The organism is Pedobacter sp. GW821-FHT01D05 (genome assembly GCF_059422505.1).
On record NZ_JBWKXA010000001.1, the window covers coordinates 523075 to 545535 of the forward strand.

Annotated in this window: 23 protein-coding genes; 10 read left to right on the plus strand and 13 right to left on the minus strand. The window is 39.2% G+C overall.

Features of this window, described 5'->3' with window-relative positions:
* Window positions 1-67: 67 nt before the first annotated feature.
* The 7 genes from AC07VK_RS02095 to AC07VK_RS02125 form a co-directional block, all read right to left on the minus strand.
* Complete coding sequence (locus tag AC07VK_RS02095; protein WP_494939776.1) at window positions 68-565, minus strand: molybdopterin-binding protein; 498 nt, start codon at window positions 563-565, stop codon at window positions 68-70.
* A gap of 1 nt (window position 566) precedes the next feature.
* A complete protein-coding gene (locus AC07VK_RS02100) occupies window positions 567-1307 on the minus strand; it encodes a sulfite exporter TauE/SafE family protein (protein WP_492957991.1) in 741 nt (246 codons plus the stop codon).
* Between the two features lie 3 nt (window positions 1308-1310).
* Complete coding sequence (locus AC07VK_RS02105; protein ID WP_492957993.1) at window positions 1311-2489, minus strand: molybdopterin molybdotransferase MoeA; 1179 nt, start codon at window positions 2487-2489, stop codon at window positions 1311-1313.
* 7 nt (window positions 2490-2496) lie between these two features.
* Entirely contained in the window at window positions 2497-3477 is a 981-nt protein-coding gene (gene moaA / locus AC07VK_RS02110) for a GTP 3',8-cyclase MoaA (protein ID WP_492957995.1), read from the minus strand.
* On the minus strand, window positions 3474-4064 hold the full coding sequence (locus AC07VK_RS02115) for a nucleotidyltransferase family protein (protein WP_492957997.1): 591 nt from the start codon (window positions 4062-4064) through the stop codon (window positions 3474-3476). The genes moaA and AC07VK_RS02115 overlap by 4 nt, the downstream gene beginning before the upstream one ends.
* Window positions 4065-4067: 3 nt before the next feature.
* Complete coding sequence (locus tag AC07VK_RS02120; RefSeq protein WP_492957999.1) at window positions 4068-5183, minus strand: XdhC family protein; 1116 nt, start codon at window positions 5181-5183, stop codon at window positions 4068-4070.
* Window positions 5184-5542: 359 nt separating this feature from the next.
* Window positions 5543-5773, minus strand: a complete 231-nt coding sequence (locus AC07VK_RS02125) for a hypothetical protein (protein ID WP_086547003.1) — start codon at window positions 5771-5773, stop codon at window positions 5543-5545.
* Between the two features lie 156 nt (window positions 5774-5929).
* Between AC07VK_RS02125 and AC07VK_RS02130 the strand changes: the two genes are divergently transcribed.
* On the plus strand, window positions 5930-6112 hold the full coding sequence (locus tag AC07VK_RS02130) for a Sec-independent protein translocase subunit TatA/TatB (RefSeq protein ID WP_426324746.1): 183 nt from the start codon (window positions 5930-5932) through the stop codon (window positions 6110-6112).
* A gap of 112 nt (window positions 6113-6224) precedes the next feature.
* Here AC07VK_RS02130 and AC07VK_RS02135 read toward each other — a convergent pair whose 3' ends face one another.
* The 3 genes from AC07VK_RS02135 to AC07VK_RS02145 are packed head-to-tail and all read right to left on the minus strand — an operon-like array spanning window position 6225 to window position 8545.
* Window positions 6225-7016: a molybdopterin-dependent oxidoreductase gene (locus AC07VK_RS02135; RefSeq protein WP_492958001.1), complete on the minus strand. Its 792-nt coding sequence runs from the start codon at window positions 7014-7016 to the stop codon at window positions 6225-6227.
* On the minus strand, window positions 7000-7719 hold the full coding sequence (locus AC07VK_RS02140) for a cytochrome b/b6 domain-containing protein (protein WP_492958003.1): 720 nt from the start codon (window positions 7717-7719) through the stop codon (window positions 7000-7002). The genes AC07VK_RS02135 and AC07VK_RS02140 overlap by 17 nt, the downstream gene beginning before the upstream one ends.
* Before the next feature lie 52 nt (window positions 7720-7771).
* Window positions 7772-8545, minus strand: a complete 774-nt coding sequence (locus tag AC07VK_RS02145) for a DUF1223 domain-containing protein (RefSeq protein ID WP_492958005.1) — start codon at window positions 8543-8545, stop codon at window positions 7772-7774.
* A 129-nt stretch (window positions 8546-8674) separates the two neighbouring features.
* Between AC07VK_RS02145 and AC07VK_RS02150 the strand changes: the two genes are divergently transcribed.
* From AC07VK_RS02150 to AC07VK_RS02165, 4 genes are read left to right on the plus strand one after another with little or no spacing between them, the layout of a single operon-like run.
* Complete coding sequence (locus AC07VK_RS02150; protein WP_492958006.1) at window positions 8675-9274, plus strand: sigma-70 family RNA polymerase sigma factor; 600 nt, start codon at window positions 8675-8677, stop codon at window positions 9272-9274.
* A 1-nt stretch (window position 9275) separates the two neighbouring features.
* On the plus strand, window positions 9276-9542 hold the full coding sequence (locus tag AC07VK_RS02155) for a zf-HC2 domain-containing protein (RefSeq protein WP_492958008.1): 267 nt from the start codon (window positions 9276-9278) through the stop codon (window positions 9540-9542).
* A 60-nt stretch (window positions 9543-9602) separates the two neighbouring features.
* Complete coding sequence (locus AC07VK_RS02160; RefSeq protein ID WP_426324741.1) at window positions 9603-9866, plus strand: hypothetical protein; 264 nt, start codon at window positions 9603-9605, stop codon at window positions 9864-9866.
* Window positions 9867-9917: 51 nt separating this feature from the next.
* Window positions 9918-10499, plus strand: a complete 582-nt coding sequence (locus AC07VK_RS02165; protein ID WP_492958010.1) for a peroxiredoxin family protein — start codon at window positions 9918-9920, stop codon at window positions 10497-10499.
* A 591-nt stretch (window positions 10500-11090) separates the two neighbouring features.
* On the opposite strand, the gene AC07VK_RS02170 is transcribed toward AC07VK_RS02165, so the two are convergent.
* Window positions 11091-12062, minus strand: coding sequence for a Gfo/Idh/MocA family protein (locus tag AC07VK_RS02170; RefSeq protein WP_492958012.1), 972 nt, complete (start codon window positions 12060-12062; stop codon window positions 11091-11093).
* 276 nt (window positions 12063-12338) lie between these two features.
* Between AC07VK_RS02170 and AC07VK_RS02175 the strand changes: the two genes are divergently transcribed.
* Entirely contained in the window at window positions 12339-12536 is a 198-nt protein-coding gene (locus AC07VK_RS02175) for a hypothetical protein (RefSeq protein WP_057933338.1), read from the plus strand.
* A 180-nt stretch (window positions 12537-12716) separates the two neighbouring features.
* Window positions 12717-13532, plus strand: coding sequence for an endonuclease/exonuclease/phosphatase family protein (locus AC07VK_RS02180; RefSeq protein WP_492958014.1), 816 nt, complete (start codon window positions 12717-12719; stop codon window positions 13530-13532).
* A gap of 19 nt (window positions 13533-13551) precedes the next feature.
* Here AC07VK_RS02180 and AC07VK_RS02185 read toward each other — a convergent pair whose 3' ends face one another.
* Entirely contained in the window at window positions 13552-14505 is a 954-nt protein-coding gene (locus tag AC07VK_RS02185) for an alpha/beta hydrolase (protein WP_492958016.1), read from the minus strand.
* A 314-nt stretch (window positions 14506-14819) separates the two neighbouring features.
* On the opposite strand from AC07VK_RS02185, the gene AC07VK_RS02190 reads away from it, so the two are divergent.
* Window positions 14820-15050 (plus strand): hypothetical protein, encoded by a 231-nt coding sequence (locus AC07VK_RS02190; RefSeq protein WP_492958018.1) that lies wholly within the window; start codon window positions 14820-14822, stop codon window positions 15048-15050.
* Window positions 15051-15221: 171 nt separating this feature from the next.
* On the opposite strand, the gene AC07VK_RS02195 is transcribed toward AC07VK_RS02190, so the two are convergent.
* Window positions 15222-17045, minus strand: a complete 1824-nt coding sequence (locus tag AC07VK_RS02195) for a M60 family metallopeptidase (protein WP_492958020.1) — start codon at window positions 17043-17045, stop codon at window positions 15222-15224.
* A gap of 428 nt (window positions 17046-17473) precedes the next feature.
* On the opposite strand from AC07VK_RS02195, the gene AC07VK_RS02200 reads away from it, so the two are divergent.
* Both AC07VK_RS02200 and AC07VK_RS02205 read left to right on the plus strand, forming a co-directional pair.
* Window positions 17474-18361: a helix-turn-helix domain-containing protein gene (locus AC07VK_RS02200; RefSeq protein WP_492958022.1), complete on the plus strand. Its 888-nt coding sequence runs from the start codon at window positions 17474-17476 to the stop codon at window positions 18359-18361.
* A gap of 922 nt (window positions 18362-19283) precedes the next feature.
* Window positions 19284-22457 carry a SusC/RagA family TonB-linked outer membrane protein gene (locus AC07VK_RS02205; RefSeq protein WP_492958024.1) on the plus strand — a complete coding sequence of 1058 codons (3174 nt, stop codon included), beginning with the start codon at window positions 19284-19286 and terminating at the stop codon, window positions 22455-22457.
* Window positions 22458-22461: the final 4 nt, after the last annotated feature.

Here is a 22461-nt window from a genome sequence, read left to right on the forward strand (position 1 = left end):
TGTTCAAGCGCTCGCAGGCTCGGTTTATTACCGTTTGTGAGTGTTTGCTCATGATGGTTTCATGCTGCTAATTTACCTGTAAGATGCTGATTTTACTCAATCCTTTTACAAATCTTCTTCCGGTAGCGAAATCGCTTGGCGTAATAACGGCGATATTTCCCTTTTCAGCCTTTGCAGGATCGGTATCATAACCTGTTAAAACCAATATCTGATTTCCCGTAGGCGAATTAAAAATTTCGTTCCACGAGTACAGCACTTTATAATTATCAGTTGCAGTAAAAACCAGAAAATATTCACTTAATGTTTTTGGTGAAGCAGCATCTATTTCTACTTTGGCCAAAATATCTTTCAAAAGCACACCTTTAATGTTTTTGATGCTGCTTTTACGCTGCATCAAGTGGTTAAAAATCGTCATACTATCCAAATTAACGGATTTATAGGTGCTTAAATTGTTTAAAGTAATTGTTAATGGCTTTTTAACCTTTCCTTCGATTACAAATTGCTTGCTTTCTTGAGCACTCACAGTAAAACTTAAAAATAATAAGGCGATGATCAGGTATTTCATGTTATGCATGTGTAAAAAGTAATTTATAAGCGGCCAGCGCCAATACACAGGCCAGCACATTTTTTAAAACGGTTTGCGGGAATTTTATGGCACCAAAATAAGCCCCACAAATGCCGCCTACGAAAGCTACGCCAACATAAGCGAGCATGTGGCTGTTAAATTCGAAGCCTTTAATGAGCTGGCCGCCTAAACCAGCAACCGAATTAACAAAGATGAATGCTGCGCTAATAGCTGCGGTCTGTTTTTGATCGGTCCATTTTAAAAGCAACAGGATAGGAGAAAGGATAATGCCGCCGCCAATGCCAATCATGCCCGAAAGTAAGCCGATAATACCACCAATGGCAAGCGATAACGGAATATTTGATGGTTTGAAATCTTTTGGATCGGTATTTTTAAAGAAGAAAAAACGAATGACGGGAATGAGTAAAAGCACACCCAAAATCTTTTTGTAAATGGAACTTTCGATTACCATCATACCGCCCACAAAAGAGAGGGGGATAGAGGCAAGCGCAAAAGGCCAAAAGGTTTTCCACTTGAAATGGCCGCCACGGTAAAACTGGATAAAGGAAGTGGAGGAAACAAACAGATTGAGTAATAGCGCAGTAGGTTTCATGATGGCTGGAGAAATGGCAAAAATAGCCATCAGTGCAAGGTAGCCGCTTGCTCCGCCATGCCCTACTGATGCATATAAAAAGGCAACAATAAAAAGTAAGCAGTAAAAGAGGATAAAACTTTCTTGCATGGTTTAGTTTGGTAAAATCATTACGGTTAGGCTGTCGCTTTTTTTAAATTGCTCTTGGGTTTCATCAAGGCAGATCAGGCAATTGGCCTGTGCAAATGAGCTTAATCGGTACGATTCCTGTGCACTGAGCGGGGTAACCAGCCCATTTTCGTATTTGCCTTTCAGGAAATGTGTTAGCCCTGCAGCTTTTGAATAAGGATGTGTAAGTGCTGCCTGAACCTCAATTACACTATTGCTTTTATGCGATAAGGATTTGATGGATGGCAATACGTAATTATAGTAGCAACTGAGTACAGATGATGGGTTACCTGGAAGTCCGAATATTAATTTTTGATCTTTTGTGCCAAAAAACAAAGGTTTGCCTGGTTTCTGCTTTACCTTATGAAAAATCTGTTTGATGCTACATTGCGCAGCGGCTTCGATTACAAAATCATAATCGCCTACACTTACGCCTCCGGTGAGCAGCACAACATCGCTGTTTTTTATTGCAGTTTGTAATACTTTTTTAAGGATCTCGAGATCATCATCGGCTTTGTAAACGGCAATTTGTTCAATGCCTTCATATTTTAAAGCTGCAGAAAGCGAATAGGAATTTGATTCGTACACCTGCCCAAATTCGAGTGTTTTTCCTGGTTGTTGTAATTCTTTCCCTGTTACAATAATCGAAATCTTTGGCATGGGATAAACACTAACTTCGTTAATACCAATCCCAGCCAGAAAGCCAATAGCCGCAGGACTGAGCAGGCTTCCTTTTTCCATTGCCAATGCTCCGCCCTTAATTTCTGAACCTTTATCGCGTACGTTCAAGCCAAGCTTTAAATTGGGATCTTGCAAAGTGATTTTCTCATCTGTACGTGTGATTTTTTCCTGCATCACCACAGTATCGGCACCTTCCGGTAAAGGAGCACCTGTAAATATCCTGCTGGTCTGGCCATTTTGGATGGTAATAGTTGTTGCTGTTCCTGCGGCCATCTCGCCGATTAAGGTGAGCTCTTGTTCGTGATCTTCAAACTTAATGGCATAACCATCCATGGATGATTGACTAAATGCAGGAATATCGTATTTAGCATAAATATCGGCTGCAAGAATGTGTCCCGATGCCTTGGCCAAATCAATTGAAATGGAATTTAATGCTATGATGTGTTGAGAAATGAGGTGTTTTGCTTCTTTAACGCTAATCATGAAAATTTTATCCTCCAATGGTAATCATACTTCTGTTTTGAATGGTAGTGGCATCAATTTTTTCGAAATCGCTTACCAGTTGCCCACCCAAGGCTTTCTTTTTGCTCCAAATGGCCGATTGAATTAGTGGGAGCACCTCTTCATTTTTCCGCAATGCCGTAAGCAGATCGGTTTCACTATCCGAAAAAAGGCAGTTTTTGAGTTTGCCATCTGCTGTTAATCGCATGCGGTTACAGGTATCACAAAAAGGATTGGTCATGGTGCTGATAATGGCAAACGAACCTTCATGACCAGGAATCATGAAACTTTTGGCTGTATCGTGTGCTTCTCCTTTAACAGGTAATACGGTGAAATCTTTTTCAACCACGGATAGGATTTCATCTAAAGAGAACATCTTATTGCTCGTCCACTTGTTTCCGCTAAACGGCATAAACTCAATAAACCTGATCTGGATGGGATTATGTTTGGTCCAACTGATAAAATCGCCGATCTCATTGTCGTTAAGGCCTTTCATCACCACCATATTTACTTTCACCTTGATTTTATGCTGTAAAAGCAGTTCGATATTACTCCGTACCTGATGGAAAACATCCCTTCGGGTAATCATAAAGAATTTTTCTGGCTGAAGGGTATCTAAGCTGATGTTGATGGTTTTAATCCCTGCCTCTTTTAATACAGGCAACATTTCAGCAATGCGGGTTCCGTTTGTGGTAATTACGAGCTCGACTGGAAGTTTACCCAATGCCGCAATAATTTGAGCTGCATCTTTTCGCACTAATGGTTCACCACCTGTAAGCCTGATTTTTTTTACGCCATTGGCCACAAAAACTTCTGCCAGTTTAATAATTTCGTCGGTTTGCATGAGCCGGGAGGCAGGAGTGAAGTCGTACTCTTCTTCAGGCATGCAATAAAAGCAGCGAAAATTGCAGTTATCGGTAAGCGATATCCGCAGGTAATCGTGTATTCTTCCAAAAGAATCTGCTATCATTGCTGGCTAATTAAATTGTTGTAATCTGTTTCTGTATCAATATCAATTTCTCCGTGTTCGAAAACAACTGTTTCTACATCCAGAGGGTACTGTTTGAGTATCTTTTTTGCTCCTTCTACTCCTGTGAGCGATAAAAGTGACTCAAAATAATCTTTTCTGAAGAGGACAGGAGTTCCTATCGTTTCGGCATAGGTACTGGCAATTATATTTTTACCTTTTTCTCTCTGCTTTTCTATTAAGTTATTAAAGTTACTCATTTTTATAAAAGCCTGGTCGGCTACAGCAATAATGATACTTTCAATTTCGCTATTATTTTTGATCATAGTTGAAAGTCCGGCTACAATGCTCGATGCCATTCCATTTTCCCAACTTTCATTAATAACGAAATTAACCTGATCATTGTGGTGCTGGCTGGCTATTTCTTTAGCATTTGCACCTAAAACAACGAGAATAGGTCTGCAGCTTGTTTCTAAAGCTTCATTTATTACGGTTTGTAAGAGCGTTTTTCCTTTGTAATCCAAAAGCTGTTTTGGTCTTCCCAAACGAGAGGAACTACCTGCTGCCAATATGATAATGCCCGTTTTCAACGCTTAGTTATTTTTTAATTCGTAAACATGGATTGGTTTTTTCTTCTCTTTTAAAAACATGGCCGAAGCACCTGTAAAAACAGATTTGATTTCGGCGAGGATAGAAATGGCGATTTCTTCTGCCGTTTCTGCACCAATATCCAGTCCAACCGGACCATGCACACGTGTTTGGTTTGCCGGCGTTGCCAAATCCAGTTCTTCTAACATCCTAACTAGTTTTTTCTTTGGCCCTAATGAACCAATATAGGCTGCGTTTGTGGCTAATAAATATTTAAGTAGTTCGAGGTCGTAATTGTAATTATGGGTCATCAGCACAAAAGCCGTTTGTTCATCTATCTGAATTTGAGCTAATACATGTTCGGGTTTGCTCACCAAAACCTTGGTTGCGTTTGCAAAACGTTGTGGCGTAGCATGCGTAGGTCTTCCATCTACCACCGTTATCTCCCAGCCCAAAAGGTAAGCCATTTCGGCTAAAGGCTGTGCATCATTGCCTGCACCTGCTATAATTAATGAAATTGGGGGGGGGATGAATTCGAGAAAGGCATCAATCTGTTGGTTGTCAAGATTATACACTTTAATTGCTGTAGTCTTATGTTCAGAAACTTCGAGGATATCTTTAATTGTTTCATTGAAGATCGCCTTAGGAATTTTAGATAGAATGGGTTCATTTCTAAAAAGCATGCTTGTACCCAACTGCAGCTTATCTGTTAGGGAAAAAAGTGTTGCTAATACTGCATGCTCCCTTTTACCTTGCAATGCGGTTAAAATAGCAATTGGATTTAAGCCATCCATTTCGATGATGGGTTCGAACAGAATATGTACAATACCATTGCAGCCCAGCTGAACGCCAAATTTGGCATCATCTTCATCGGTGGTATCGTACGTAATGAGCTTGTTTTCTTGCTGTACAATTGCCGAAAGTGCTTTTCGCAACGCATCGCCTTCTAAACAACCGCCACTAATGGCACCTGTTAACTGGCCATCTTCAGTAATCAGCATTCTGGCGCCGGGCCTGCGGTAAGAGGAACCCTCTACCTTAACTACCGTTGCAAGGGCTGCTTTTTTCTTTTCCTTCTTTGCTTTTTGATATGCCTTTATGATATCGGTAATTTCTTTCATTAGGGGTTGATGCAATAGATGATGCAATTTAATGATAATCTATTACAAATAGCCAAAGCAAAAGGAAGATGTACCCTTTATTTGTGCAGTCAGATGTTACCATCTCACTGATAAAGTAAATTCCAATGTTGAATTGCAATAGCAACTCCAATGCTTATTATCTCTGAAAACGAAATTCAATAGGTTGTATCATAATATAGATTTGTCATCCTGAGCCTGTCGAAGGACCCGCTTAAATACGCTTTAAGGTATTTCGACAGGCTCAACATGACAGCAACTGAGGTGAAATCGCCTTTATGATATACCCTCCCACCAGCAAATAATATCCATAATAATTGACGGAAATTTAAATGTTAGGCTTAAAAAGGCTCGGAATGAAAAATTTCGAGGTTAATACAGCGCAAACCAATACTGTTAAAGAGCTCGGTGATTTCTTTTGTCCAATCTCTTGGCGAATCTACCCTGAGGATTTTATCAGAATCCCATAAATCGATATTCCATTTAATTTCTTTGAACTGGCTGTTCAGCAATGGACTGATTACGTTTAACTCGCTATCCGTGGATACATTTGTTTTGAAAACGGCTATCATATAGAAAAGTTTTTAGGTTTGTTGCAACTGTAGACGTACAACTTTAGAAATTACTTTAAATACAAGTAGGTTTTTTAAACTATTTTAAATTTTGCTGTAAAAGAACCAAGGCTCTGGTTTATGCGTAAGTGTAACATATCCATAATTAAAAACAAAATGTTGAATACAACCATCGCTGCCTTGCTTGGAGGCCCTGAAATGATTATTGTTGGAGTTGCTGTTTTATTATTGTTTGGCGGCAAAAAAATCCCTGAATTAATGAAAGGATTAGGTAAAGGCATAAAAGAATTTAAAGCCGGGCAGGAAGAAGAAAAACCTGAGGTACCAAAACAGGCTTAGTTAAGCTGTTCTCAATTCTGATTTTGCTTTATTCAGCCTAAGTTTAACCATTTGTAAGGAATTTCCCTGCCATATTCCTATCTAAAGCCAGAATTTAAGATGTAAGGTCAGTTTATAAACCTGAATAGTAATCATAACCTTGTTCTGCCCAGTAATCTCTAGGTCTGCTATCGCTAAAACTCATGGTCCCGATTCTTTTCAGGTTTTTAATACCATATTTAACCGGCACAATTAGCCTTAAGGGTGCTCCATGGTCAATACTGATTGGTTTGCCGTTCATTTCATAAGCCAGTAAGGTTTGCGGATGCATGATGCTTTCTCTTTCCAATCCTACATAATAAGCTCCATTTGGCGTTTCTAAGCCCATATATTGTTTTTTAGCTTCTCCCTGAAGCTTAAAATGTGCTAAAAAATCACTTAATCTAACACCTGCCCAATGTTGGATTTCGTCCCAACCCTCAACACATTTAAAATCGTAAACAATCTCTGTTTTGGGTAATGCTTTTAGTGCGTCTATGCTGATGTATCGATCTTTTTGGTTTTTAAGTTTTACAATGAGTTTCCAACTGCTAATATCAAAACCCTCGTCATCTTCAATACCGATCAGGCTGTTTACCCTTGGGTTTTTTGCAGCTTCCGTTATCGGATAGGTTTTAACCAGGTGTTTGTTGCTGAAGAAATTGCGGAAAAAGAGTTCAGTTTTATTTAGTGCCCTGCGTAAGGGAGCTCGGGTACCACCAGTAATGCCAGGTGTTTCTTCAGGAGTGTTTAAAAACCACTTCCAGCCAGTAATAGTACCAACTCCGAGTGCTGCGAATGCCCCAAATGAAATAAAGGTTCGCCTTTTGATTTTCTGCTCAACTGTTAATGGCGTCTTAATCTTCTTTTTATAGTTTGCTTTCATCTTTATCTTCGGTTTTTCGAGGTATTGCGGGTTTGTGTTTAAGTTGAGGCTCTTCTTCCACCACTTCAAATCCAGCTACCACCGCCCTGAAATTATTCCATCCGGCAAGCACTACTTGAACAATATGGATCAAAAAGAAAAAGACATATCCAATGGTTAATGCAAAGTGGAGAATCCTGGCGAAGTGATAACCACCACATAACCAGCAGAGCCAGTAAAACTGTACAGGTTTGTAAATGGCCAGGCCTGTTGCGATGGAACCAATACCCATAAATATAATGGCCGTATAGGCTATGCGTTGTGCGGCATTGTATTTCTTTTGTGGTGGAATAGTTTTACGGATATGCAGATCGTGAAGGAGTACGAGCCAGGCTTCTTTAAAAGCGTATCTATTTGGTAATAGCGCTCGCCAGGCACCCGAAAAAACAGTGTAAATGATATAGAGCAAGCCATTAATGAAAAAGAACCACATAAAAAGAAAGTGAAATGCCATTCCTTCTGCCAGCCTCCCCGAAATGTGGAAGTAATCGTAAAACCATTCAGGAAAAAATTTGATCAGACTGAAGCCAAATATTGAAATGCCATAAGCATCATTGGCCCAGTAAATAAAAAGTCCGCTCCAGATCATCACCGCCAAAACCGGAAAATTAATCCAGTGTGTCCACCGCATTAAGAGCGAATGTTTTTCTTTAATTACTTTCATTGTGAGGCTGTTGATGTGATAAACACTAGGGCTTATCGTTCGGATTTACGACTTACTTATGATCTAACAGCGGGCTTAAACTTGTTGCCACAGTTATCTTACCTGTTTTATTGTTTTGCAAAAAAGCAATTAATTCTGTGGGCTGTTCCCCGTTCACTTGGTTCATTTGCACATTTACTGACCCATTGGTTTTTCCTCCCAGGACAAAGGTTTCGAACTGAGTTACAATCTGTACATGGCTTAAAGTCTTGCCTTTATTCTCACCCCTTAAAACCTGATTGCTTGCTTTTGCAATTACCAAAGCCACCGCCAGCGAATAACCATCGGTTGGTTGATTGGTATTATAATTTAGTATGAGGTTACCATTGCCGGTTTTGCCCGTTGAAATATCTAAATTTCCCATAGATGGAGTGGCAAGTGCTGTTTTAATGCTATTGTGGAGGATGCTTTCCTCCGAGCCTACAAATTCTTTGCTTCCATTTACCACAACCTGTGGTGTGTAAACGGTTTTTAGGCTAAGCCAATCTGCATATTGGTTTTGTCTTGCAGAAAATTTTGCGTTGCTAAAACGATCTTTCCAGCCCAGTCTGTCCCAATAATCTACATGAAAGGCCAATAAGTATACAGGTTTGTTTTGATTTTCTTTTTCGATCTCAGCCAACAAGGCATCTGCAGGAGGGCAGCTCGAACAACCTTCTGAAGTAAAAAGTTCTATAACTGCAAAACCTGATTTGGCTATAGGTTTAGGGATGGTTTTATGATCTGCAATAAAGGCAGTACTGAGAAGGTTTATCACCAAAAAAGGTAATACTATTTTTCTGATCATGGTTGCTAATTTTATGCTTAGTCGTTTTTGATTTATAATCCTTACAGAAAAAATAAAAAAAAGTGTAAGGATGTTTCTTTTCTCGCGACTAATCAATTAAGCACTATATTTATATAACATACGTAAAAAATGCAAAACGAAACGGACAAAGGTATTGCTCCCAAAAGTCTTCACTCAGATCCATTGAGCTGGGTTGAAAAATATGCCGATTACCTCTATGGATTTGCCATGTTGAGATTAAGGGATGAAGATGTGGCCAAAGATATGGTGCAGGATACCTTTTTGGCGGGATTACAACGTGTAGACCGTTTTGAAGGGAATAGTGAGGAAAAAACATGGTTAACGGCCATCCTTAAAAACAAGATTGCAGATTTTTACCGGAAACGATCTTCAAACGGGCTAAGAGATTTAAAGCTAACAGATGCCGAAGGCGAGCAACAGGATTTCTTTGACACCGAATCAGGGCACTGGAATGAAAAATACCGTCCACAGGCCTTTGGTTTGGAGGTAGACAATCCTTTGATGATTAAAGAACTGGGCAGTATATTAAATGAATGTTTGGCTAAACTCCCTGGATTATGGTTTTCAGTATTCTCGATGAAACATATGGATGATCTGTCATCGGAACTGATCTGTACCGAACTTAAACTTACCGCGGCCAATTTCTGGGTAATTATGCACCGCACAAAACTTAACCTGAGGGCATGCCTTCAAAAAAACTGGAACTGATATGACGAGCGCGCTAAGAAATATAATTTATAACTGTAAACAAGCTACTTTTTTGATCGAAAAAAGAATTGCCGGAAAAATTACAGCTGCCGAAACACTACAATTGCATATACATCTGGCGGGCTGTTCGGTATGCAAAATTTATCAGCAACAGAGTATATTGATTAACAGGGTATTTGTAGGGTTTGAAAACACTGATTTTAAACTGGATGAATCCTTTAAAAAAACATTAACGGAGAAGATTGAAAAAGAAATCAATAAAAATTGATTTTTCTTGTAAGGTTTTAATTATCGCTTCGACTAAGGGATAAACAAAACGCATAAAAACATGAAAAATCTAATTTTAAAATCAGCAGGAAAATTGTTTATGGCTGCTTTAGTTGTGGCTAGCCTTTCGTTACCAAGTTTTGCTTCGGTTAACAGTTCCTTACAGGAAAAGATGTCTAAAATGAAACAAAACAAAATGGAGAAGAAGAAAATGGATAAAATGGAGAAGAACAAGATGGACAAAATGAAAACCGATTCGATGAAAAAAGCCAAAATGGAGAAATCTAAAATGGCTAAAGGAAAAATGTCGAAAAGTAAAATGTAAAAAAACTAGGCAGGGAAGCTTGCTCCCTGCCTTTTGTTAAATAAATATAAAATGAAAAGAATTATACTATTTGTTACCTTAATTGTTGCATTATCCTTTCAGGTAAAAGCACAAAAAGGATTAAAAGAAGGGGATAAAGCCCCAATGTTTAGCGGAGTGGACCAAAACGGCAAAACCGTGAGTTTGAAAAGTGCACTTAAAGCGCACCGTTCTGTGGTATTGTTTTTTTATCGCGGTCAGTGGTGCCCTTACTGTAACAAACACATTAAAGAACTTCAAGATTCTTTAAGTTTGTTAAGCGGGAAAGATGCTTATGTTATCGGTGTTACACCTGAAACGAAAGAAAACATTGATAAAACAATTAAAAAAACGAGCGCTGGTTTTTCTATCCTTCAGGATAAAGACGATGAGATTATGAAAGCCTACAAGGTTAACTTTATGATGGACGAGGCAACCTTTACCAAATACAAGGGCTATGGTATAAATTTAGAAGACAACAATGGCAATACCCGACATACTTTACCTGTTCCTGCAACCTATATCATCGATCGTTCAGGGAAAGTTAAGTATGTTCATTTTGATCCCAACTATCAAAAAAGAGCCTCTGTAAAACTTTTGCTTTCGAAACTTTAGGTAGAGTATAGCATCATTTTTTTATAGTTTTGAGGTGACATTTTAACCTATATTTAGATGATCGATAGGCCATGTCCATTTTTGTTTGGAAATGGAAGGACAGAAACTCTTAGCGGACTTCAGTCCTGCTTTTGGTACAAGTCCCGATGCTAATTTAGTGCCGATTTATCGGTAAAGAATCGGGAGCTTTCCCCGTCAATCAGGTTAATGAACAGCGTTTTGCACCTTGCAACCCCAAAAATGAAATGCTGTTTTAGCCATTTAGCCCTGGGTGAAGTGTTATCCTGCAGGCTGAGGTACGAAGCCGAAGTGTAAAAGCGTAACACGGGTACCAATTTGCCTAACTGCACAGGTATTGCGCTCCAAAAATAATTTTTTTTGGCTATTAGTTTGTGTAATTTCTTGAGCAACAAGGTGTTATTGAATGTGTGATAATCTCTTTGAGATCAACAACCTTGTTTTTTCTCAATAATGCCCTTGTTATAGGGATCCACTGTTTTTTGGCTCCAGATAGCTTCATCCCATTTTCACCCAATATGGTATCAATTCCCTGTGCAGCTTTGGCAAGTAAGCCAATACAATGTTCTATGTTTACTTCCGTGTAAAATCATCCATTAACTTCATCGTAATCAATGCCTCTTCACCGCTACATGGGTTTTCTCCTTTGTTTAAAAAGTAATCAACTACTTTTTCGATCATAGGTTGTTGCACATGCTGCAAAGGCTCAAATATAAATTCTTCCGTTTGATGGGTAGTAACCGTGACTTTATTGCCAAACATGGGGAAACTGATGTGGCCTTTTGAGCCATAAACCATGCAACTATCGGCCTGGTCTTGTGGCGAAACGGAGAAACACCAGGTACCGCTGAACACAACTCCATTTTCGAAAAGGATATTTCCTGCAACCAGATCATCCACCTTGGTGTTTTCCTGTTGTCTGGTGGCGATGCCCATAGCGTTTTTAACTGCACCGAAATAATAAGTCATCAGATCTAATTGGTGAGGAGCCAGGTCATGAAATAAACCACCACCAGAAATGGCTGGATTGATCCGCCAATTATCAGCTGTTTTGGCGATTAGCGCAGGGTTTGGCGACTGGAGCATTTTTAAGCGGACTAAACGAACATCACCAATGGTATTAGCAGCCAATAGTTCTTTAACTTTTAAGAACATTGGTTGGGCACGGCGATAATGCGCCACACAGAGCTTCACCTTTAGCTGATTGGCGGCATCAGTCATGCGTTGAGCAGCTTCAGCATCTAAAGTCATAGGTTTTTCTACATATACCGGCTTACCAGCTTTTAAGGCCTCTATGGTGTAAGCTTCGTGTTGGAGAGGTGGGGTAGCAATATAAATGGCATTAACTTCCGGATCGTTGATCAGTTGAGCAGCATCATTATACCATTTGGGTACCTGATGCCGTTTGGCATAATCTGCTGCTTTGGTACCATCGCGGCGCATTACGGCCACCAATTTAGAATTGGCTACCTTATTAAATGCTGGTCCGCTTTTTACTTCGGTCACATCTCCACAACCAATAATGCCCCATCTGATTTCTTCCATTGTATAATCTATTTGAAAGCTGAATTTAGAAAATATTGTCTGGAAACTATGCTCAATCGATAAAAGCTTTGTAAAAAAGAAAAGGGATTCACTTTGGGAGTGATCCCTAATCAACTAACCAAACAAACTATTCCGGAAACCACGCCGGAATCAATTTATAAACGAAAGAATTAGGAGATTGTTTTGCCGGGTTTGTTTATTTAGTGTGTTTTTTTTAAAAAAAGAAAAATAAAACCTTTATCAGGAATATAGCCTCGCTTTTTTTAGCTTTGTACCATGCAAAATCTTTCCAAGAAACTTCAGATTGATCTTATAGAACTTAAGGCAAAATATGCCTTTATTATGGATGAACTTGAAGTAACATTTGCAGATGCTTACCTGTCGAAATTGCAAGCTAAACAACGCCTGGCCGAGCAGATGATGATAGAAATGGAAAGGATACTTACCGGTGAGGCCGGAGAGCATGAAAACTAACCCATTAAGATAAAGAGATGGTTTTTGATATTAACCTTAAGGTAAAGAAGCACTATATTATATTATTAATCTGAAACTGTAATCCCGTAGCTGCCCAATTTATGGGGAAGTTAAACGTGGGTACATTCGAACCGAAATTTAAATCTTATAATACTTCCTGGTTTTATTTATTTAACCAATATGAAATTATACTCTTTTTTAATACTAGGTATTTGTTTTTTAGGTGCTTGTTCACCAAAAATCAGCAAACAAGCTGAATCGAAAAGCAGTAATGCACTGCGCATCATGTCTTATAACCTTCACCATTGTAACCCGCCATCAAAAGAGAAAGAAGGCCTTATTGATATTGATGCCATTGCAAAAGCGATAGCACAACAAAAACCTGATCTTGTGGCTTTACAAGAGGTAGACGTGAATACCAAAAGATCGGGCACTATTAACCAGGCCGTTTTGCTGGCCACCAAGTTGAAGATGAATTTTTATTTTGGTAAAGCGATAGATCACGATGGGGGTGACTATGGCGTAGCTATTTTATCGCGCTTTCCTCTGTCTGCACAGCAGACTTTTATGTTACCTAAAAATAATGATGCCAAAGCAGAACAAAGAGTTTTGGCCATTGCAACTGCCGAAATTGCCAAAGGAGTTTTTATCCGCTTTGCTTCAACCCATCTTGATGCGCAACGCCCGGAAGATAACCGCATCCTTCAAGCTAAGGAGATTAATCGGTTAACAGCAAAAGAAACCCTGCCGCTAATTGTTGCAGGTGATCTGAACGCCGATCCAAGTTCCGAAAGCATTAAAATATTCGATTCGAATTTTACCAGAACATGTAGCGATTGTGGTTTTACCATTCCTGTGATCAACCCACGGAAAACCATTGATCATATAGGTTTTAAAACCGGAAATCCTTTTAAAATTATTTCCCACGAAGTTATTCCTGAACGCTATGCCTCAGATCATTTGCCTATCGTTGCCGTGCTCGAATTGAAAAAATAGCGAAACCATACGATTTACGCTACCTCTTTTTTAAAGCAGGAGGTATGCTGAAGGTGGGTTTTTTGTCAGCATCTTTAAAGTCTACTTCCATAAAGTAGCGCTTTTTTTTAACGATGTAATTTTCAATAAACCATAAAATATCAGGCAGGTTTTCCACCATTGGAGAACCTGCTATTTCGTGCCCCATATCTTGCACATACTGAAAGTAATACGGATACCCGTTTTTTCTGAAGGTGCGTGCAAGATACCTGGAACCAAAAAAGCCCCTGTTAAGTAACCTCACTTTGTTGTAGGGAACAAGTTTATCAGCTGTGCCGTGGAAAAGCATTGTAGGTGCTGGTGGTACGGCATATTTTGGTGCACCATTATAACTTAATATTGCCCCCGCGAAAGAAATTACACCTTTATATTGAAAATGCTGTGGAAGTTTAGCCGATAACGCTGTCGCATTCCGCTTGTTATAGTCGGCATGTAGAGCAGTAATAGCGCCCGCACTCGATCCCGATAGGATGATCATAGCCGTATCTATACCGAGTTCTTTTGCATTTTTAAGCAGATAAGCTGTTGCGTCGAAAACATCAGTCGTAGCAGTATCAATAGCTGCTTTTAAATTTGAAGTATTAAATGGACTGGGAAATTTCTTTCCCTTAAGGCCCAGTCGATAGTCAACAGACACTACTTTAAAACCATGACCTATCAAAGTATTAAAGTATTGATCAAATAACTTACTGTCTCTGTGGCCCATAACAAAGCCACCACCGAATATAAAAAGCACTGTTGGCTTAGTTTCTGTTATTTTACCACTGTAATAAATATCTAACTTTAACGTGCCTGAATCTGTTTGCGAGAATACTTTAGTGTCTACACGAAATTTTTTATCCTTGAGTACAATTTGCCCTATTGAAGATAAAGAGCTGAATAAAAGCGTCAGGAACAGCAAGCTTAGCGGGTATACTTTGTTATTGGGCATCATCTATTTTTTAGGAAGAGGTTCGCTACGAGCCAAATGTGATCGGCTTTGATTTCTAAGCTAATTTATTGCATTTTCAGCTCAAGTGCAATAAAATACACCATATATTCTACACTATCGATTAATTTTAAATTTAAACATTAATTTAATCGGTTATAACTGCAATTGCACTATTTTTTGTAGCCGTTTAGCCTAAATAACAGAATGATCATGTTGGTGACATCCCTTTGTTAACATTTCTTAATAAGTTAATATGAAAGCGCTGATAAGTTAAAATGCTTTGTCTTGCTTTGTGGCAAAAGAATTAATAATTGATTATGCAAAACAATCAGGTAACAGTTAGCCCGGATCTACAGCAGTTTATTGATAAGTTTGAGCCCAGTAAATTTAAACTCATGGCTGGCGGGATCGAAATCAGGGGAATAAACGATATGCAAAGAAATATTGCTCAAGCCAGAGCACTAATCGAAAGATTAAAACTTCGCCTGATCGTATCGCATAATGCCGAAATGCTTAGCTATCGCGGTTTTGAAGTAAATAACCTATAAGCCTATAAACCGATTTGTCGGTTCTAATTGGCCTGTCCATCAGGCACATCATTAAAATGCTGTTTCTGTTATACCAATAACATTTTTTCGATTTTGAATAAAATCAAAAAGGCAATGTGTACAGTGATAAATAAAGAGGACCAAATATTGGCCCTCTTTTTTATCAAATCGTTAATTGTATAATCCCAGTTCTGCCAGGGATGCAAACTGCAGACCATCTTGTGCAGAGTTCATAATTACCTTAAGGTATCTTAAGGTTTTGGTGCTGCCAAATGCAAAATATTGCACTCCTGCAGCATTTTGAGCTACGTAATTGTTTACCGATGTAAAATTTATATTATCGGTACTTGTTAAAACCTGAAAGTTTTTAATCGCACGGCTCAATCCGCTTCTTTGCACTAAACTTAAGCCGTTTGCCGATTTCGAAGATCCTAAATCAATCACAATCTGATGCGGATAACTTGTTGCAGAAGTGGTCCAGCGTGAGTGCCAGAATGTACTGTGGCTACCATCGATTAAAGTAGCAGCCCTGCCATTGATAGCTCCCTCGCCACTGGTTTCTTCAGAGCTGAAAGAATTGATGCTCCAGCCAGTTTTACTTAATTCGCTTAAAGGTGCAACATTGTCTTGCAGGGTAGAGGGATCAATGCCTGGCGCTGGTAAACCCAATGCTGCCATATCTGCATATATTTGCGTTGTAGCTGCTGAAGTAGATAAATTCAATCCCCATTTTTGGAAGAAGTTACTTAAGTTTTTGCCCGATATACTACAAGCCTTCAGCATGAAATAACGCATCCTGGCATCATCATTAGCTAAAGTTGGATTTTCAACACGCATATCCTTAGCCAGGGTTCTATAAAAATTATCACCATAAGCTAAGGTTAATTGTTGAAACATGCAGAGCCTGATAAACAGATCGGTTAAAGGATTGGTATAACTTGTTGATCCGTTATAATCTTTGGTACCGGCAGGTTTTCCTAAATAGGTAAAAGCTTTTGGCCACACACCATCGTTTACCAACCTGTTGATAGAAGGGGTAAGGGTACGTTGCACGTATAAACTATATAGATTTACCGAAACCTCACCCAAAGCTCCCCAACGCCACATCATTTGGTGCTGGTGGCCCAGTTCGTGCCATAATCCCCAACCATTGGTGCCTACTGCGCTTAAAGTTAAAATGGCATTCACATCTGAGGTGATATAGGCTGTACGGTAATCATAAGCGAAAAAATAATAAGCCGGATCTTCATGCTGCGTTAAAAGATAGGTATGTACATTTTTCGCATGTGCAGGCAAAGAGTTGTCTAAGCCGTTCAAATCATCCTCTAGCGCAATAACCTGCGTAATTTTGTTCAATATAGCACTCTGGTCTTCTGCTTGGTATTGTATTGCCTTAGTTCTTGATACTACGATAAAGCAATTTGAGCCTTCTAGAACCACATCAGGAGTGGTGTAGGTTTGTAATTGATTAATCCAGTCTGAATTGGTGGTTACGCCAAGTTTGTAATATGGAGCGTATTGGTAACCGCTGTTAAAAGTTACTTTAGCGGTAGAGCCAGTTGTAGAATTGGTGTACCTGATCCATAATAAGCCACCAACAGCGTTGGTAATGGTATTGGTGCCCGCTGTTAACTGCACGGCTGTGGGCTGGGTGTTCCAGGTGCCATATCGAGAATAGGTACCAATTAATAATTTTGGCAGGCGGGTTCCTGTGGTTTGTTCTACGGTGATATCTAAAGTAGCACCTGGAGCCATGTATAAACCGGTTGCAGTAAAATCGGTTAAATAGTATCCATTTTTTAAGCGGTCCCTTTCAATTGATGCATTAATTTTTTCGGTGACATTAAAAACATTGGTCTGAGTGAGGGATTGCACGCTGGCGCCACTCATAGTTTTTTTGCTGTTTACAACTTCTTCTTGTAATACAGCCGTTTTTTTACAGGCCGAAAGGCCTACAATTGCCGACACGGTTAAGAGTAATAGTTTCTTTTTCATTTTTTAGGTTTTTGTTAATATTTGGTTATAGGTAGCCATATTCCAATAAATGGATTATGGTAGTAATTACATTTGTAATGTTTAGTTAGCCAGTTTATTCTAAAACAGGTGGTGTAAGTCTGTTTAAAATGTCAGTACAATGTATCCATAATTACATTGATGTAAAAGGATAAAGACTGCGCAAACGTTTGATTCGCCTGTGCTTTACAGTATTGACTGCCAAAATACCTGTATTATTTTTACATTAAACTTTATACACAGCAATTAATGTATAGCGAAATAACCCGCGCCTTGGCAAGCTGCTAATTGTTCAGAAAGCAATTAGTATTCGTGCCAGCTAGTAATTGTAAAAAACCGATTTTTATTAGATTTTAAATCTTACGCACACGTTTAAAGATATTAAAGTAGTTTGCATATTTGTAATTGAGATGATCAAAAGAAATTTACAGCATAGCTTTTCACTTCTTAATGTTGACTATGTGCGACTTAACTCCAAATGGAATTATAGGAATGTGATCAGTCCGTACTACCGCATTTACTATATAGATGAAGGAGAAGGTGAAATATCAGACGCTCAAAGCTTGCTAAAGCTAGAGCCAGGCTATTTGTATATTGTTCCCAGTTTCACGTTATGTAATTTAAATTGTGAGCATTATTTGGGCCAGTATTTTGTCCAGTTTTTTGAGGATTCGACAGATGGAAGTTCACTTTTTGCCAATAACAGAAATGTATTGAAAACAGCGGCCACTGAAATAGATCTTAATCTTTTTGACAGGCTGCTCCAGATTAACCCTGGAAGAGGAATTAACCGGTCTGATAATCCTAAAATCTACGAGAAAGATATTTATTATAAAGAATATCAGGAACTTAACAACCAGCAGAACACTTCGTCTTATCTGGAAACCCAAGGGATTCTGATGCTATTAACGGCCAGGTTCCTAAACCCCCAGCTTTTCAAAAGTCCGGAACATAAACTTATACCGGTAAAAATTGCGGAAACTTTAAATTATATCCTTATCAATTTACATACAGACCTTTCTGTATATCAGCTTGCTTCTCGTGTAAATCAAAATCCCGATTATTTTTCAAGGCTGTTTAAACAGCATACCGGAACCAGGCCTTTAAATTATATAAACGAAAAACGCGTTGAACGGGCACAGTATTTAATGGCGACAAGCAGAATGTCATATTCAGAGATTTGTGCCCAGACCGGATTTGATAACCTTTCCTACTTTTCTAAAACCTTCAAAAAATTAACCGGCATGGCACCCAGTATATATAAGAAACAGATATATCAGGTCGGTTTTAACCATTAAACTCAATATTTTTATTGATGTTAATATTGCCAATTGTTTTAAAAACCATTCGGCCGTCAGGTAACTGAATGATATAACCAATCTGGTTATCACTTAATCCTTGAAGCATGCACCGGTGGATTAATGGCTTATGCCACAAAAAAATGATGACTATGATGATAATCCTACCTTGTTGCGTAGGGAAAGATCTGATACGCTTTCTCAATTATACTTTTGCATTTTTTATGCGTCTCAATGGTTATCAAATGGAAAACAGCGTGACGTATAATAGCTAAAAGAGGATACACATTAGATTTATGCCCTACCTATATGCTAATATGGATAAGACAATTGTGTCTTAAATAAAATGGATGTTATCGCTTTAGTGCCTTTTTTGATACCCAAAGACACTTTCTACACCACTTAAACAAACTGGGTATAAATTTAAACAATTGTGCTATCCTTAAAATTGCAGTTGTCTTAGCTTCGAATACTCAATACAGGTAAAACCATTACCTTTCCGTTTGAACATGATGCTGAAGTAAGTACGACCAAAACTTACCCAAAGCGTGCTTAACGCTGATCTTAAATCTCAGTGCGATGCCAAAGGCAGATTGTTCAATGATCAGGAAAGCTAAAATTGGTTTTATTTAAGGGGCTAACCAAATAAATATGAACCAAACTGAACAAACGCTCATGAAAGCACCTGGTTAAATCCAAATCGATCTCACGCCGATACAGATTGAATTCGTTCAATGGTATCGAATATTAATCCTAACCAAAATAAACCAAATTTTATGACTAAAAACTACTACTACTTCGAAGAGGGGTTACACCGCTCTATGCTAACTAAAATAGTTGAAAAATCTGTTTTAGTGATCCTAACTAACTAGGACTGGCATACAATTATCCAAATCTATTTCTCTTTAAATGATTTTAAATAATGGAAAAAATAACCAATATGGGTAATAATGTGCGCTCCAGATATCGGGGAGCAAAGCAGTTATTACTCGTGATCTATTTAACACTGATTATCTCCGCGCTGTTAATTGATACAGCTGCCGCACAACAAAGGCGAAAAATAACCGGGACGGTAGTTGATGAACAAAAGCAGCTATTAATAGGAGTTACTATTACTATAAAAGGTACTGGTTCTAAAGTGCAAACTGGCACAAATGGAGAATTTGCTATAGAGGTGCCTGCTGATCGACAGACGCTTACCGTTGCATATATAGGAATGAAGACTCAGGATGTGAGCATTGCCGGCAAAAATACGGTAAACATAACCATGAAATCCAACGCTGATCAACTGGGTGATGTAGTAATTGTAGGGTACGGCGTTCAAAAGAAACAGAGTGTTGTTGGCGCAATTACACAAACCACAAGCGAGGTATTGGAACGAACAGGTGGTGTATCTAGTTTAGGTGCAGCATTAACTGGTAATTTGCCAGGGGTAATTACTACCGCCAGCACTGGAATGCCCGGGGATGAAGATCCTCAGATTCTTATTCGGGGCCGCAGCACCTGGAACAATGCCAGTCCGCTTATTTTAGTAGATGGGGTTGAACGATCGATGAATAACATCGATATCAGTTCTGTAGCCTCAGTATCTGTACTTAAAGATGCTTCAGCCACAGCGGTATTTGGGGTAAAAGGAGCAAACGGCGTAATCTTGATTACCACTAAAAGGGGGCGTGAAGGGAAGGCAGAAATCAGGGCAGCTGCTAATACAGTTATTAAATCAGCATCTAAATTGCCTGGTAAGCTCGATTCTTATGATATGTTCCAGATGCGTAACCGAACAATCGAATATGAATTGGCACTCGCTCCGGGTGCCTGGAGTTCATATCTTCCAGAAGCTGTGATGCAAAAATATCGCTCGCCCGCCAATCTCGAAGAAGCTGAACGCTATCCAAACGTAGATTGGGTAAATACCTTGTTTAGAGATAATGCAATGTCTTATAATGCCAACCTTAATGTGAGCGGTGGAACATCGTTTGTGAAGTATTTTTCTGCTGTTGATTACCTTGATGAAGGAGATTTGTTTAGAAGGTTTGGTAACGATCGCGGTTATAGCGGCGGCTACAGTTTCAAAAGACTGAATGTAAGGAGTAACCTGGATTTTCAATTAACACCATCAACGGTATTCAGAACAAATATCTCTGGTTCAAGAGGTACATCGGAGCGGCCATGGATTGATGTTAACCCTTACAATACCTGGACAGCGGCTTATTCTGCAGCACCAAATCTCTATCTCCCTGTCTATTCGGATGGTACCTGGGGGTACTACAAGCCCAATGAACAACAAAGTTTAAACTCTGTGAGGATTTTGTCTACCAGTGGTCTTCAAACAACCACAACTTCCCGCATCACCACAGACTTTACCTTGGATCAGAGCTTAAATTCTCTTGTTAAGGGATTGAGTTTAAAAGGAACACTTTCTATTGATAATACATTTATTGAAGCTGGTCGTGGAATTGATGACCGGAATAATGGGACATTAAGTAAATACATCGACCCTGAAACAGGAGTAGTAAGTTATTCACAGACCAAGGATGCGGCAACAGAGCTGGAATGGAGGGAAAGTGTAAGATGGGCAAGCCGGGCAGGCGACGTTAACGATGGCGCAACCTACCGCAGAATGTTTTCTCAAATGCAGATCAATTATGCCCGAACAATTGCTCAAAATCATAATTTAACGGCTATGGGGCTTTGGAGCAGAGATAATACTGCCACGGGAAGTATTATCCCTTCTTACCGTGAAGACTGGGTTTTCCGTACCACGTACAATTATGCAGGTAAGTATAGTGTAGAATATAATGGAGCTTATAATGGTTCTGAGCGATTTGCACCTGCCTATCGTTTTGATTTCTTTTCTTCTGGAGGACTTGGATGGATGATTTCTGAAGAAAAATTCATGAAACCGATCAAATTCATCAATTCATTGAAATTACGTGGATCGTATGGTGAAATTGGTGATGATGGTGGTTCTCCTAGGTTTGCCTTTTTGACGAATTGGGCATTTGGAGGCACTACGCCACTGGGAACCACCGGTGAAGCTGCAGAGAATAGTCCTTACAATTGGTATAGGGAAACTTCTGTAGGTAATCCAAACGTACGTTGGGAAAAGGTTGTGAAGAAGAATATTGCGCTTGATTTTGGATTTTTTGGAAACATGATCTCTGGAAGTGTAGATTTCTTCCAGGACAACAGGAGCGATATCCTTACCAACACTCGTGCTGTTCCAAGTTACTATGGCGCCACACCACCTACGTTTAATGTTGGTAAGGTGCGGTCCAGAGGTTATGAAATTGATATCCGGTTCAACAAAAAAATCACCAGCAATTTTACTGCATGGGCCAATATCAATTATACTCATGCCAAGAACAAAGTTATCTATGCTGATGTTGCCGGATTACTGCCGTTATATGCTAAGCCTATTGATAAACAGATTGGACAGGCTTATTCTTATGTGAGCGCTGGTTATTACAATACTTGGGATCAGCTTTATGGAAGTACCATGCACAATGCCAATGACCAATTGAAAATCCCAGGAAACTATCACCTGGTCGATTACAATGCAGATGGGATAATTGATGCAAATGATAACATTCCTTACGGTTATTCTGGCGCTCCTGAAAACACCTACAATGCGACTATAGGCTTTGAATGGAAAGGATTTAGTGCATTTGCTCAGTTTTACGGTGTGAACAATGTTACCCGCCAGGTTGTATTCGGAACATTTTCCGGAAAAAATACAGTTGCCTATGATGAAGGAAGTTATTGGTCAAAAGACAATACAAACCCTGATGGTCCGATGCCACGTTGGGAAACAACACCAGCGGGTTTTTACACGGCAGACAGGTACTTCTATGATGCTTCTTATCTGCGTTTAAAAAATGCAGAGATTGCTTATACGTTTAGGCAAGACTGGGTTAAAAAAGCAGGAATTTCGAGTATACGTATATTCCTAAACGGAAACAATTTATACGTGTGGACTAAGATGCCGGATGACCGTGAAGCAAACTATCAAAGCGCTGGCGGACAAGGATGGGCCTCACAGGGTGCTTATCCTACTGTAAAACGGTATAATCTAGGCGCTAATTTCATCTTCTAAACAT

What these genes read in the sequence shown, in the direction of transcription:
- AC07VK_RS02095 (WP_494939776.1), bottom strand. Translation starts at nt 565, where the DNA reads ATGAAATACCTGATCATCGCCTTATTATTTTTAAGTTTTACTGTGAGT.
- AC07VK_RS02100 (WP_492957991.1), bottom strand. Translation starts at nt 1,307, where the DNA reads ATGCAAGAAAGTTTTATCCTCTTTTACTGCTTACTTTTTATTGTTGCC.
- AC07VK_RS02105 (WP_492957993.1), bottom strand. Translation starts at nt 2,489, where the DNA reads ATGATTAGCGTTAAAGAAGCAAAACACCTCATTTCTCAACACATCATA.
- moaA (WP_492957995.1), bottom strand. Translation starts at nt 3,477, where the DNA reads ATGATAGCAGATTCTTTTGGAAGAATACACGATTACCTGCGGATATCG.
- AC07VK_RS02120 (WP_492957999.1), bottom strand. Translation starts at nt 5,183, where the DNA reads ATGAAAGAAATTACCGATATCATAAAGGCATATCAAAAAGCAAAGAAG.
- AC07VK_RS02125 (WP_086547003.1), bottom strand. Translation starts at nt 5,773, where the DNA reads ATGATAGCCGTTTTCAAAACAAATGTATCCACGGATAGCGAGTTAAAC.
- AC07VK_RS02130 (WP_426324746.1), top strand. Translation starts at nt 5,930, where the DNA reads ATGTTGAATACAACCATCGCTGCCTTGCTTGGAGGCCCTGAAATGATT.
- AC07VK_RS02135 (WP_492958001.1), bottom strand. Translation starts at nt 7,016, where the DNA reads ATGAAAGCAAACTATAAAAAGAAGATTAAGACGCCATTAACAGTTGAG.
- AC07VK_RS02140 (WP_492958003.1), bottom strand. Translation starts at nt 7,719, where the DNA reads ATGAAAGTAATTAAAGAAAAACATTCGCTCTTAATGCGGTGGACACAC.
- AC07VK_RS02145 (WP_492958005.1), bottom strand. Translation starts at nt 8,545, where the DNA reads ATGATCAGAAAAATAGTATTACCTTTTTTGGTGATAAACCTTCTCAGT.
- AC07VK_RS02150 (WP_492958006.1), top strand. Translation starts at nt 8,675, where the DNA reads ATGCAAAACGAAACGGACAAAGGTATTGCTCCCAAAAGTCTTCACTCA.
- AC07VK_RS02155 (WP_492958008.1), top strand. Translation starts at nt 9,276, where the DNA reads ATGACGAGCGCGCTAAGAAATATAATTTATAACTGTAAACAAGCTACT.
- AC07VK_RS02160 (WP_426324741.1), top strand. Translation starts at nt 9,603, where the DNA reads ATGAAAAATCTAATTTTAAAATCAGCAGGAAAATTGTTTATGGCTGCT.
- AC07VK_RS02165 (WP_492958010.1), top strand. Translation starts at nt 9,918, where the DNA reads ATGAAAAGAATTATACTATTTGTTACCTTAATTGTTGCATTATCCTTT.
- AC07VK_RS02170 (WP_492958012.1), bottom strand. Translation starts at nt 12,062, where the DNA reads ATGGAAGAAATCAGATGGGGCATTATTGGTTGTGGAGATGTGACCGAA.
- AC07VK_RS02175 (WP_057933338.1), top strand. Translation starts at nt 12,339, where the DNA reads ATGCAAAATCTTTCCAAGAAACTTCAGATTGATCTTATAGAACTTAAG.
- AC07VK_RS02180 (WP_492958014.1), top strand. Translation starts at nt 12,717, where the DNA reads ATGAAATTATACTCTTTTTTAATACTAGGTATTTGTTTTTTAGGTGCT.
- AC07VK_RS02185 (WP_492958016.1), bottom strand. Translation starts at nt 14,505, where the DNA reads ATGATGCCCAATAACAAAGTATACCCGCTAAGCTTGCTGTTCCTGACG.
- AC07VK_RS02190 (WP_492958018.1), top strand. Translation starts at nt 14,820, where the DNA reads ATGCAAAACAATCAGGTAACAGTTAGCCCGGATCTACAGCAGTTTATT.
- AC07VK_RS02195 (WP_492958020.1), bottom strand. Translation starts at nt 17,045, where the DNA reads ATGAAAAAGAAACTATTACTCTTAACCGTGTCGGCAATTGTAGGCCTT.
- AC07VK_RS02200 (WP_492958022.1), top strand. Translation starts at nt 17,474, where the DNA reads ATGATCAAAAGAAATTTACAGCATAGCTTTTCACTTCTTAATGTTGAC.
- AC07VK_RS02205 (WP_492958024.1), top strand. Translation starts at nt 19,284, where the DNA reads ATGGAAAAAATAACCAATATGGGTAATAATGTGCGCTCCAGATATCGG.